Source organism: Streptomyces sp. NPDC050211 (assembly GCF_040656035.1).
Taxonomy (GTDB): domain Bacteria; phylum Actinomycetota; class Actinomycetes; order Streptomycetales; family Streptomycetaceae; genus Streptomyces.
Genome location: NZ_JBFALC010000002.1, coordinates 61147 through 72835 on the forward strand (window position 1 = coordinate 61147; position 11689 = coordinate 72835).

An 11689-nucleotide genomic window follows, 5' to 3' on the forward strand; every position below is an offset into this window, starting at 1 on the left:
GCGGACTCCCTTCGCTACTGTCCCGCTACGCACACGCCCCGTGGCAGCGCCGCCGCGGAGCGCAGCCGTGAAGCGACGCGGTTCGGACAGTCGGTCCGGGCCGCCGACCGATCGGCGGCCTCTGAAGCGCGTCACCGACGGGACTCGGTGACGCATCGCCGCGAGGGGGCCGTCGACCTCACCACTAAGGAGTGGGCGTCGTGACCGCGGAGACCTCCCAGACGCTCGACCGGGGACTGCGTGTCCTCAAGCTGCTGGCCGACACGGACCACGGGCTGACCGTCACCGAGCTTTCCCACAAACTGGGCGTGAACCGGACCGTGGTGTACCGGCTGCTCGCCACGCTTGAGCAGCATGCACTCGTACGACGTGACCTGGGCGGACGTGCCCGGGTCGGGCTCGGGGTGCTGCGGCTGGGGCGGCAGGTGCATCCGTTGGTGCGGGAGGCGGCGTTGCCCGCTCTGCGGTCGCTGGCCGAGGACATAGGCGCGACCGCGCATCTCACGCTGGTGGACGGGGCGGAGGCGTTGGCCGTCGCGGTCGTCGAGCCGACGTGGACCGACTATCACGTGGCGTATCGGGCGGGGTTCCGGCATCCGTTGGACCGGGGGGCCGCGGGCAAGGCGATCCTCGCCGCGCGGCAGCGGACGGTGGCGGAGCCGGGGTACACCCTGACGCACGGGGAGTTGGAGGCGGGGGCGAGTGGGGCTGCGGCGCCGTTGATCGGGGTGACCGGGGTCGAGGGGAGTGTGGGGGTCGTGATGCTGGCGGATGCGGTGCCGGAGCGGGTGGGGCCGCGGGTGGTGGACGCGGCGCGGGAGGTTGCGGAGGCGTTGCGCTGACCGGCGTTTCAGCGAGGTGCGGTGGGGCTGGGTGCCGTGGGGTGGGTCGTGCGCCCGGCGCGGTGGCTGAAGCGGGGGTGGGTCGCGCGGCCCGGCGCTGACGGGGTGCCGCCTGCGCCCACCCGTGCCGCCCCAGGCGGCACGCATGCCCGCAGCTACGGTGGCACGACTGCCCGCGGCCTACGTGCTGCCCTCGGTCACCACCCCCAACCTCGCCCGTTAGATTGATCCCGTGTTCCTCTCTCGTCTCACGCGCCCGCAGGCCCTGGTGGTCTGTGCTCTGCCTGTCGTCGGTCTGATCGGGGCGGCGGTGTTCGCGCCGCTGCCGTTTTCGTTGACGCAGCCGGGGCTGACCGCGGATGTGCTCGGGGAGAACCGGGGGACGCCGGTGATCACGATCTCCGGGGCGTCGACTCGGGACACGAGCGGGCAGCTGCGGATGACGACGATCGAGGCGACCAACCCGGATACGAACGTTTCGCTCGGGGACGTGATCGACTCCTGGTTCCGTACGGACCGGGCGGTCATGCCGCGCGACTCGGTCTATCCGAGCGGTGAGAGCGTCAAGGAGATCGAGCGGCACAACACGGAGCAGATGCGCGCGTCGCAGGACGCGGCGACCGAGGCCGCGCTGAACTATCTCGACCTCGGCGACAAGAACGTCAAGGTCACCCTGAGGCTCGCCGACGTCGGCGGCCCCAGCGCCGGGCTCCTCTTCTCCCTCGGCATCATCGACAAGCTCAACGGAAACGGCAGCGGCGGCGACCTCACCGGCGGTCGTAGCGTCGCCGGCACGGGGACGATCGAGGCCGACGGAACGGTCGGCGCGGTCGGCGGCGTCGCCCTGAAGACGCAGGCCGCGCGGCGCGACGGGGCGACCGTGTTTCTGGTTCCCAAGGACGAGTGCGGCGACGCGAAGTCGGAGCTGCCGGAGGGGCTGCGGCTGATTCCGGTGACCACGCTCAAGGGCGCGGTCAGTGCGCTGGTGGCGTTGGAGAGTGGGAAGGGTTCCGTGCCTAGCTGCTAACGCTGGGCGCCGGGGACGGCCTCGGGGTGGCCAGGCGCAGGCCCACTTCTACGAGGGTCCAGCCGACGCGGGTCCGCAAGGGACGGCCGGGCTTCGCGGCGGCGCTCGCGAGGCGGTGGGCCGCTGCCTCGGCGTGCAGCTCGGCGGCGCGTACGTGGTGCAGGGCGAGATGGATCTCGGGGTGCATCGGGTCGTCGCCTCTCACTGCGTCGGGCTGGGAAAGACGTGCGTATGGACGCGTACCGTCTCCGCGTCAGGGGTGTCCTCGGGCAGGGACGGCAGTGACGCGTAGCTGTCCACCAGGTCGTGCATCTTCTTGACCAGCTCCTCGGCGAGCTCGGGCGTGAGCCGCAAGGTGAAGTCGCTGATGTCGCTCGCGCGGTTCCACTCGACGGACCAGTTGGCTTGGTCGCCGACCCAGGTCGAGACCTCCCGGGTGTGGACGTTCGCCAGTTCGTGCATGAACAGCGCGGCCGCGCCGCGCACACTGGGGTCCGGGTCCCTGCGCAGTTTCTCGTCCAACCGCAGGCCACCGTCGGCCGCCTGCCACCACCGCTCCCGCCCCTTGCCATGCTCCGGCGCGTCCTCGATGAAGCCGTGCGCGGCGAGCTGGCGCAGGTGGTAGCTGGTGGCGCCGCTCGACTCGCCCAGCCGCTCGGCGAGCATCGATGCGGTGGCAGGTCCATGGCGCCGCAGCGCGATCAGCAGCTGCATGCGCAGGGGATGCGCGAGCCCGCGCAGCGAACGGGCATCAAGGTCGCGCACCTTGGATTCTTCGGGCTCGGGCACGCGTACAAAGGTAGCGTTGCAAAGAGACCTTTGCAACGGATTCTTTGCAGCGAAACCTTTGGAACTTCGCCCCTCCGCCCCTCCTCACCCCTCCCTGACAAACCCCTCCTCCACCATCCACTCCAACGCCACCTGATGCGGATCCTCCCCCTCGACATCCACCTTCGCGTTCAGCTCCTGCGCCACCGCGTTGTCCAGCCGCCTGGTGATCGGGTCGAGGACATCCGCGATCGCCGGATACTCCTTCAGCGTCTTGGAGTTGATCTCGGGCGCCGCGTTGTAGTTGGGGAAGAACTTCTTGTCGTCCTGCATCACCGCCAGGTTCATCGACTTGATGCGGCCGTCGGTGGTGAAGACCTCCCCGTAGGTACAACTGCCCTTCGCCGCCTGGGTGTAGATGATCCCGGTGTCCATCTGCGTGATGTTGCCCGCCGGTACGTCCATGCCGTAGGCCTTCTGCATGCCCGGCAACCCGTCCGCCCGGTTCGCGAACTCGCCCTCGACGCAGAGCGTCACCGCGCTCGGGTCGGACTTGGACAGGGCGGCCACGTCGGAGAGGGTCTTGGTGCCGTACTTCTTGAAGTTGGCCTGGTTCATGGCGAGGGCGTAGGTGTTGTTGAGCGAGGCCGGCGGCAGCCAGGTGAGCCCGTTCTTCGCGTCCGCGTCCCGCACCGCCTCCCACTGTTTCTGCGGGTCGTCGATGGGCTCGCTGTTGCCGAGGTAGGTGATCCAGGCGGTGCCCGTGTACTCGTACATCCCGTCCGCGTCGCCGCCCTTGACCGCCTCGCGGGCGCCGACGGAGCCCTGGATGCCGGTGCGGTCGAGCACGTCCGCGCCGGCCGCCTCGAAGGCGATGCCCATGATCGCGCCGAGGATCAGCTGCTCGGTGAACTCCTTGGAGGTGACAGTGAGGTCGGCGCCCTTGAGCGGCTCGCCCTGTCCGATCGAACCGGGGCGCACGTCGTCCACCATCGGCGACCCGCTCGTCAGACCGCAGCCACTCACCATGACGGCCACAGCCAGCACCGCGCCCAGTCGCCGCCTCATGTCCCCACCTCCAGCCCCCGCGGCCGCAGCAGCAGTTCGGCCAGCGAGGCCAGCCAGTCCACCAGCAGGGCGAGTACGACCGTGAGGATCGAACCCAGCATCAGCACGGGCATCCGCTGGTTGGTGATACCGGTCGTGATCAGTACGCCCAGCCCGCCGCCCCCGCCGAACGTCGCCAGCGTCGCCGTACCGACGTTCAGGACGAGCGCCGTCCGCACGCCCGCCAGGATCAGCGGGACCGCCAGCGGCAGTTCGACGCGGGAGAGCACGCCGAGCGGGGACATGCCGATGCCGCGGGCGGCCTCCAGCAGGGTCGGGTCGTTGGCCTTCAGGCCGGCGATCGTGTTCGACAGCACCGGCAGGATGGCGTAGATGATGATGCCGATCAGGGCCGCCTTCCGGCCGATGCCCAGCCAGATCACCAGCAGGGCGAGCAGGCCGATCGCGGGTGTCGCCTGACCCATGTTGGCGACCGCCATCGCCACCGGGGTCGCCTTCCGCATCGCCTTGCGGGTCAGCAGGATGCCCAGCGGGATCGCGATGATCAGCACGAAGAAGGTGGAGATCACCGTGAGTTCGATGTGCTGCCACAGGGCCTTGGACACCTGGCCGTCCGACAGCGCGTTCTCGGAGAGGGGGTCCAGGTCGGCCTGCTCGAACCACAGCCAGGTCGCCAGCAGCACGGCGATGAGGACGACGGGCAGGAAGGTGAGCTTCTGCCAGCCGATCAGGCGCCGCGTCACCGCCCGTGGCGGCGGCGGTTCCTGGTCGCCGGGGGCCTCGCCCTCGTCCCGGAAGGCGTGCCCCTTGACCTCGTGCTCGCCTTGGGGGCGCCGGTCGGAAGAGGTGGTCAGGCCTTCTCCTCTCACGCCTTCTCCCCTCCGACGCCCTCCTGCTCGGCGTGCGTCTGCTGGGCCCGGACCTCCTCCAGTTCGTGCTGGTGCTCCATGGCGTCCAGCCGGTCGGCCTCCAGCAGTTCGTGCACGGAGTTCATCAGCGTCTCCATGTCGACGACGCCCGTGTACTCGCCGCGCCGACCGGTCACCGCGACCCGCCCCGCGTTGTCGGTGAGGACCGCCTCCAGCGCGTCGCGGAGGGTCGCGTCCCGGGTCACCGTGTCGTGCACGAGCGTGCCCGCGCGGGCCAGCGAGCCCCGGGCGCGCATCATGTCGCCGCGCCGGAGCCACTTGTACGGCCGTCCGCGCTTGTCGAGCAGGAGGATCTCGTTGGTGCCGCTGGCGCGCAGCTTGTTGAAGATCTGCTGGAGCGGGTCGTCGACGGTGACCGTCGGATAGTCCCTGATCTCCACATCCCGTACGCGGGTGAGGTTCAGCCGCTTCAGCGCCGCCCCGGCGCCGACGAACCCGGAGACGAAGTCGTCGGCCGGGTTGGTGAGGATCGCCTCCGGGGTGTCGAACTGAGCGATGTGGGACCGTTCGCGCAGCACGGCGATGCGATCGCCGAGCTTGATCGCCTCGTCGAAGTCATGGGTGACGAAGACGATCGTCTTGTGCAGCTCGTGCTGCAGCCTGATCAGCTCGTCCTGGAGGTGATCGCGGGTGATCGGGTCGACCGCGCCGAACGGCTCGTCCATCAGCAGCACCGGCGGATCGGCCGCCAACGCCCGTGCCACGCCCACGCGTTGCTGCTGACCGCCGGAGAGCTGGCGCGGATAGCGGCCGTGGAACTCGCCCGGGTCGAGCCCGACGAGATCCAGCATCTCCTCCACCCGCGCTCTGATCCGCGCCTTCGGCCAGCCGATCATCTTCGGCACCAGCGCGATGTTCTGGGCGACCGTCATGTGCGGGAAGAGGCCGGACGCCTGGATGGCGTACCCGACGTTGCGGCGCAGCTTCACCGGGTCCATGTCGGTGACGTCCTCGCCGTTGATGCGGATGCGTCCGCCGGTCGGTTCGATCAGCCGGTTGATCATCTTGAGTGTCGTGGACTTCCCGCAGCCGGAGGGCCCGACGAAGATGACGATCTCGCCCGCCTTGATCTCCATGTTCACGCTGTCCACGGCAGGCTGTGGGGCCCCCGGATACCGCTTGGTGAGGTGCTCCAGCTCGATGGAGGCACCGGAGGTCGCCTTCTCGGCTACGGAGGCTTCGGAGGTCGCGGCTACGGAGGTCTCAGGCACGGATCCCCCTGGGGATGGTCAGCCGCCCGATGAGGACGTACGCGGCATCGAACAACAACGCCAGGATGATGATCCCGAGCGTTCCCGCGAGCACCTGGTTGATCGCGTTCTTGCTGCCCAGCGAGGCCAGCCCACGGAAGATCACATTGCCGAGGCCGGGCCCGGAGGCGTACGCCGCGATCGCCGCGATGCCCATCAGCATCTGCGTCGAGACCCGGATCCCGGTCAGGATCGGCGGCCAGGCCAGCGGCAGCTCGATCCGCACCAGCCGGGCCACGCGCGACATCCCGATGCCGGTCGCTGCGTCCACCAGCGTCGGATCGACCCCGCGCAGCCCGACGATCGAGTTGCGCACGATCGGCAGCAGCCCGTACAGCGTCAGCGCGATCACCGTGGGCGGCACGCCCAGCCCGACGATCGGGATGAGCAGACCGATCATGGCGAGCGACGGGATGGTCAGAATGGTCGAGGTGGTCGTCGTGGCGAGGCTTCCGGCCCACTCGCTCCGGTAGGTCACGATCCCGATCAGGACGCCCAGCGCGGTCGCCACGACCATGCACTGGAAGACCGCGCTGGCGTGTTGCCCGGCATCCGCGAGCAACTGCTGATGCCGGTTGCCCAGGTACTCCCAGAAGTTCACCCGCGGTCACCTCAGAGGCTCGGTATCACTCCCGTCGGTTGCCCAGGTCCCCTTTGATCGCTCGTTCACCTGCGGGGCGCTTGCAGCCCCTTCGGCTCACTCAGGAAGCGCCGCCTGCTCCACCAGCGGGATGATCCGCAGCGGAACAGGGTTCTCCATGACGATCGCGGTGGAGGCCCGGACGATGCCATCAAAACCGACAACCAGGTCGATCACCCGCTGAAGATCGGCATTCGACCGGGCCACGAGCCGGCACAGCATGTCCCCGGTGCCGGTGGTCGTGTGCAGCTCCAGCACCTCCGGCACGGTCGCCAAGTGCGCCCGTACGTCGGCCCCTTGCCCCTGCCGGATCTGCAGCGTCGCGAACGCCGTGACCGGATAGCCGAGCGCCGCCGGATCCACTTCGGGCCCGAACCCCCGGATGACGCCATTCGACTGAAGCCGGTCGAGCCGCGCCTGCACCGTCCCCCGGGCCACCCCCAGCCGCCGGGACATCTCCAGCACCCCGATCCGCGGCTCCCGCGCCAGCAGCCCGATGATCCGCCCGTCCAGATGATCGATCGCCATACGGTCCTCCAGGGTGGTCATCCTGTACAGGAAGCCCGCCGGTCCGGGCGCTTCACTGGTCAGATTGCTCAGCCATTTCGCAAACTATTGCGCACCTTGCAAGCCGGCGCGAGGCTTCCGCTATGACGCAGACCACACACCACACTCCCGACACCGCCCGGCAGGCCGACCCCTTCCCGGTCAAGGGAATGGACGCGGTCGTCTTCGCCGTGGGCAACGCCAAGCAGGCGGCGCACTACTACTCCACCGCCTTCGGCATGCGGCTCGTCGCCTACTCCGGACCGGAGACCGGCAGCCGCGAGACCGCGAGCTACGTCCTCACCAACGGCTCCGCCCGCTTCGTCCTCACCTCGGTGATCAAGCCCGCGACCACCTGGGGCCATTTCCTCGCCGAGCACGTGGCCGAGCACGGCGACGGTGTCATCGACCTCGCCATCGAGGTCCCGGACGCCCGTGCCGCGTATGCGTACGCCGTCGAGCACGGCGCGCGCTCGGTCACCGAGCCGTACGAGCTGAAGGACGAGCACGGCACGGTCACCCTCGCCGCGATCGCCACGTACGGCCAGACCCGCCACACCCTCGTCGAACGCGGCGGCTACGACGGCCCGTACCTCCCCGGCTTCACCGCCGCCACCCCGCTCGTCCAGCCGCCCGCGCAGCGCACCTTCCAGGCCATCGACCACTGCGTCGGCAACGTCGAACTCGGCCGCATGAACGAATGGGTCGGCTTCTACAACAAGGTCATGGGCTTCACGAACATGAAGGAGTTCGTGGGCGACGACATCGCCACCGAGTACAGCGCGCTCATGTCCAAGGTCGTCGCCGACGGCACGCTCAAGGTCAAGTTCCCGATCAACGAGCCCGCCCTCGCCAAGAAGAAGTCCCAGATCGACGAGTACCTGGAGTTCTACGGCGGCGCGGGCGTCCAGCACATCGCGCTCAACACCAACGACATCGTCCAGACGGTACGGACGATGCGGGCGGCCGGCGTGCGGTTCCTCGACACCCCCGACTCGTACTACGACACCCTCGGCGAGTGGGTCGGCGACACCCGCGTCCCCGTCGAGACCCTCCGCGAACTGAAGATCCTCGCCGACCGCGACGAGGACGGCTACCTGCTGCAGATCTTCACCAAGCCGGTCCAGGACCGCCCGACCGTCTTCTTCGAGCTGATCGAACGCCATGGCTCGATGGGCTTCGGCAAGGGCAACTTCAAGGCCCTGTTCGAGGCGATCGAGCGGGAGCAGGAGAAGCGGGGCAACCTGTAACCAGGAAACTATGCAGGTAGGGGCTCGTCGGCCGGCAGGTCGCCGAGTCCCTGCAACGCCTCCCGTGCCGTGGGAACCCGCCACGGCGAGAAGTACGGGTTGATCCGCAGTGCCTCCTGAAGGTGCCGGCGGGCCGGCCCGTACAGCTCCAACTCGCCCTCGATCATGCCCCGGTGATACGCGTACAGGGCGCTGCGCACCCCACCCCCGTGCTTCTCGTCCGTCGCCCGTGTCGCGAACTTCAGTGCCTCCTCGTGCTGCCCGGCCCGGTGCAGCGCCCACCCCAGCGCGTCGGCCACGGCGATCCCGGGCTGGCGTTGCCACTCGGCGCGCAGTCGCCGTACCGCCGCCTCCGGGTCCCCGTGGTCCGCCTCGAACTGCCCGAGGACCAGCTCCTCGTCGGCCCCGCCCGCCGTGGCACTCCGCACCCGCTCCCGCAGCAGGTCGTACTGCACACGCGCCGCCTGATGGAGCCCCAGCGACTCGTACAACTCGCCCAGTTCGAGGGCGTATTGCGGCAGCGGCTGCTTGGCGAGGGCCATCCGGTACGCGTTCAGCGCCTCCGACGTCCGTCCCAGCGCCGCCAGCGCCCGCCCCAGCCCGGCCTGTGCGGCCCGCTGGTCGGGGTCGATACGGACCGCCTGCTGGAAGTGGAGCAGCGCGACCTCGAGGCCCCCGCGCTCGAACGCCAGCTGCCCGCCCCGCTCCAGATACGCGGCCTTCTCGGCGGGCGCCTCGGCTCCGGCCGCCGCGTCGGCCAGCGCGGCGGCGGCGTCCTCGCGCCGGCCCTGGTCGCGGTAGACGGCCCCGGCCCGCGCGAGGGCGGCGGGCCCGGAGTGCAGCTCCAGCATCCGGTCCAGCGTCCGCTCGGCCGCCTTGTGATCGCCAAGGCCCGTATAGGCGTCGATGAGCACCGCATACGTCGCCCAGCGCTTCGCGTCCAGCTCCAGCGCGTCCTGCCCCCACTTCCGCGCCGCCGGGAAGTCACGCCGCGCGTTCGCCAGCGCCGCCATCCCGGTCAGCGCCTGCACATTCCCCTCCGCCCGGGTCCGCAAGGACATACGCAGCGCCTGCTCGGCCCGCGGGAAGTAGGACGGCTCCGCGATCCGCCGCCCCTGTTCGACGTACGCCGTCCCGAGCACCGCCCAGGACCGCGCGTCCTCGGGATGCACCCGCACCCGTGCCTCGTGCTCGCCGATCAGCGCCGCCAGGCCGGGCAGCGCGGCCGGCACCCCGGAACCGACCGCCGTCAGCGCCTGCGCCCCCGGCGCCGGAGCCGGCGCCCGCGATTCCGGCCGTTCCCCGGGCAGCAGCATCAGCACCACACCGAGTACGGCGCACGCGGCGACGGCCGCGAGCGGCAGCCACCGGGCGACAGGCTTGCGCACCTCGGCAGGCGCTTCCTCTTGGTTCCCCATGGCGCTCACTGTGCGTCAACACGACGACCGCATCCCCGCACCCGAAGCCTTGTGCGGACGGGGTTCACACCGATGGCCCCGGGTGCGAACCTGTGATCATGAGCCGTATCGAAGCGCCTCGTGACGAAGTGACCGGCAACCTTCTCGACCGCCTGCTCAGCGGCCTGCCCGCTGAGACCGTCCTCACCGACCCCGACGTCACGGCCTCCTACGCCAACGACATGGCCAGCTTCTGCCCGGCCGGCGCCCCCGCCGTGGTCGTACTGCCGCGCACGGTCGAAGAGGTGCAGCACGTCATGCGCATCGCCACCGAGCTGCGCGTCCCGGTCGTCCCGCAGGGTGCCCGTACCGGCCTGTCGGGCGCGGCGAACGCCTCCGACGGCTGCATCGTGCTGTCCCTCACCAAGATGGACCGCATCCTCGAGATCAACCCGGTGGACCGTATCGCCGTCGTCGAACCCGGCGTCATCAACGCCGCGCTGTCCCGCGCGGTCGGCGAACACGGCCTGTACTACCCGCCGGACCCCTCCAGCTGGGAGATGTGCACGATCGGCGGCAACATCGGGACGGCGTCGGGCGGCCTGTGCTGTGTGAAGTACGGGGTCACCGCCGAGTACGTCCTCGGACTGGACGTCGTCCTGGCCGACGGGCGGCTCATGACCACCGGCCGCCGCACGGCGAAGGGCGTCGCCGGGTACGACATGACCCGCCTGTTCGTGGGCTCGGAGGGCTCGCTCGGCATCGTCGTACGGGCGATCCTGGGGCTGAGGCCGCAGCCGCCGCAGCAGTTGGTGCTGGCCGCCGAGTTCGCGTCCGGGAGCGCCGCGTGCGATGCCGTATGCCGGATCATGGCGGGAGGACACGTGCCGTCCCTCCTCGAACTGATGGACCGTACGACGGTGAAAGCCGTCAACGACATGGCGCACATGGGACTGCCCGAGACGACGGAGGCGCTGCTGCTGGCGGCCTTCGACACTCCGGACCCTTCCGCCGACCTCGCCGCCCTCGGCGCGCTCTGCGAGGCGGCCGGCGCCACCCAGGTCGTACCGGCGGACGACTTGGCCGAGTCGGAACTCCTCCTCCAGGCACGGCGGTTGTCGCTCACCGCGCTGGAGGCGGTCAAGGGCACGACGATGATCGACGACGTGTGCGTGCCCCGCTCGCGCCTGGGCGACATGCTCGAAGGGACCGAGCGGATCGCCGAGAAGTACCAGCTCACCATCGGCGTCGTCGCCCACGCCGGTGACGGCAACACGCACCCGACCGTCTGCTTCGACGCCCAGGACCCCGACGAGTCCCGGCGGGCCCGCGAGTCCTTCGACGAGATCATGGCGCTTGGCCTGGAACTCGGCGGCACGATCACCGGCGAACACGGCGTGGGCGTGCTGAAGAAGGAGTGGCTGGCCCGCGAGATCGGCCCGGTGGGGGTGGAGATGCAGCGGGCGGTGAAGTCCGTCTTCGACCCGCTGGGCATCCTGAATCCGGGCAAGCTCTTCTGACCTGCGAGTTCTCCTACGGTCACCGGGCGAGCAGCTGGTCGAGCGCGTCGTCGATCCCCAGCTGCTCGCCCTCAGTCCCCGGGGGCACCACCCGCAGCGTGCGCTCGAGCCAGGCCGACACCTGGGCCGCGGGCGCCTCCAGCAGGGCGTCCCCGTCGGGTGAACTCAGCGCCATCAGGACGACGCTGCGCCCCTCGGCCTTCGTCGGCCACACCCGTACGTCCCCGGTACCGCAGGGCCGGAACACGCCCTCGACGAGCAGCTCACGGGCGAACGTCCAGTGCACCGGGGCATCGGAGTTGATGTGGAAGCAGATGTGGACGGCGTACGGGTCGTCGCTGCGGAAGCTCAGCCGGGCCGGGACCGGGATGCTCCGCTCCGGCGACAGGATGAGCCTCAGCTCCAGCTCCCGCTCTACCACGCTGTACATAGGGCGTGTTTCCTCTCTCATG

13 protein-coding genes are annotated in these 11689 nt (G+C 69.9%); 4 read left to right on the top strand and 9 right to left on the bottom strand.

What is annotated here, in order from left to right; all coding sequences use genetic code 11:
• The first annotated feature begins 200 nt into the window (after window positions 1-200).
• Together AB0I98_RS02130 and AB0I98_RS02135 are read left to right on the top strand one after the other, a co-directional pair.
• Window positions 201-842, top strand: coding sequence for a helix-turn-helix domain-containing protein (locus AB0I98_RS02130; RefSeq protein WP_362933909.1), 642 nt, complete (start codon window positions 201-203; stop codon window positions 840-842).
• A gap of 232 nt (window positions 843-1074) precedes the next feature.
• A complete protein-coding gene (locus AB0I98_RS02135) occupies window positions 1075-1869 on the top strand; it encodes a S16 family serine protease (RefSeq protein WP_362933912.1) in 795 nt (264 codons plus the stop codon).
• Here AB0I98_RS02135 and AB0I98_RS02140 read toward each other — a convergent pair.
• From AB0I98_RS02140 to AB0I98_RS02170, 7 genes are all read right to left on the bottom strand, one after another.
• On the bottom strand, window positions 1859-2056 hold the full coding sequence (locus AB0I98_RS02140) for a hypothetical protein (RefSeq protein WP_362933915.1): 198 nt from the start codon (window positions 2054-2056) through the stop codon (window positions 1859-1861). The two genes, AB0I98_RS02135 and AB0I98_RS02140, sit on opposite strands and share 11 nt — an antisense overlap.
• 14 nt (window positions 2057-2070) lie before the next feature.
• On the bottom strand, window positions 2071-2658 hold the full coding sequence (locus tag AB0I98_RS02145; RefSeq protein ID WP_362933918.1) for a winged helix-turn-helix domain-containing protein: 588 nt from the start codon (window positions 2656-2658) through the stop codon (window positions 2071-2073).
• A gap of 84 nt (window positions 2659-2742) precedes the next feature.
• The gene (locus AB0I98_RS02150; RefSeq protein WP_362933921.1) at window positions 2743-3705 is read right to left on the bottom strand and encodes a glycine betaine ABC transporter substrate-binding protein; all 963 of its coding nucleotides are present in this window, start codon (window positions 3703-3705) and stop codon (window positions 2743-2745) included.
• Window positions 3702-4574, bottom strand: coding sequence for an ABC transporter permease (locus tag AB0I98_RS02155; RefSeq protein WP_362933924.1), 873 nt, complete (start codon window positions 4572-4574; stop codon window positions 3702-3704). The genes AB0I98_RS02150 and AB0I98_RS02155 overlap by 4 nt, the downstream gene beginning before the upstream one ends.
• The gene (locus tag AB0I98_RS02160) at window positions 4571-5845 is read right to left on the bottom strand and encodes a betaine/proline/choline family ABC transporter ATP-binding protein (RefSeq protein WP_362933927.1); all 1275 of its coding nucleotides are present in this window, start codon (window positions 5843-5845) and stop codon (window positions 4571-4573) included. Before AB0I98_RS02160 ends, AB0I98_RS02155 begins: the two co-directional genes overlap by 4 nt.
• Complete coding sequence (locus AB0I98_RS02165) at window positions 5838-6485, bottom strand: ABC transporter permease (RefSeq protein ID WP_362933930.1); 648 nt, start codon at window positions 6483-6485, stop codon at window positions 5838-5840. Before AB0I98_RS02165 ends, AB0I98_RS02160 begins: the two co-directional genes overlap by 8 nt.
• A gap of 96 nt (window positions 6486-6581) precedes the next feature.
• Complete coding sequence (locus AB0I98_RS02170) at window positions 6582-7052, bottom strand: Lrp/AsnC family transcriptional regulator (protein WP_362934822.1); 471 nt, start codon at window positions 7050-7052, stop codon at window positions 6582-6584.
• 122 nt (window positions 7053-7174) lie between these two features.
• Here AB0I98_RS02170 and hppD point away from each other — a divergent pair, with 122 nt between their 5' ends.
• The gene (gene hppD / locus AB0I98_RS02175) at window positions 7175-8320 is read left to right on the top strand and encodes a 4-hydroxyphenylpyruvate dioxygenase (protein ID WP_362933933.1); all 1146 of its coding nucleotides are present in this window, start codon (window positions 7175-7177) and stop codon (window positions 8318-8320) included.
• A gap of 8 nt (window positions 8321-8328) precedes the next feature.
• On the opposite strand, the gene AB0I98_RS02180 is transcribed toward hppD, so the two are convergent.
• Window positions 8329-9738 carry a tetratricopeptide repeat protein gene (locus tag AB0I98_RS02180; protein WP_362933936.1) on the bottom strand — a complete coding sequence of 470 codons (1410 nt, stop codon included), beginning with the start codon at window positions 9736-9738 and terminating at the stop codon, window positions 8329-8331.
• 92 nt (window positions 9739-9830) lie between these two features.
• On the opposite strand from AB0I98_RS02180, the gene AB0I98_RS02185 reads away from it, so the two are divergent.
• Entirely contained in the window at window positions 9831-11237 is a 1407-nt protein-coding gene (locus AB0I98_RS02185) for an FAD-linked oxidase C-terminal domain-containing protein (protein WP_362933939.1), read from the top strand.
• 19 nt (window positions 11238-11256) lie between these two features.
• On the opposite strand, the gene AB0I98_RS02190 is transcribed toward AB0I98_RS02185, so the two are convergent.
• The gene (locus AB0I98_RS02190) at window positions 11257-11667 is read right to left on the bottom strand and encodes an SsgA family sporulation/cell division regulator (RefSeq protein WP_362933942.1); all 411 of its coding nucleotides are present in this window, start codon (window positions 11665-11667) and stop codon (window positions 11257-11259) included.
• Window positions 11668-11689 lie beyond the last annotated feature (22 nt).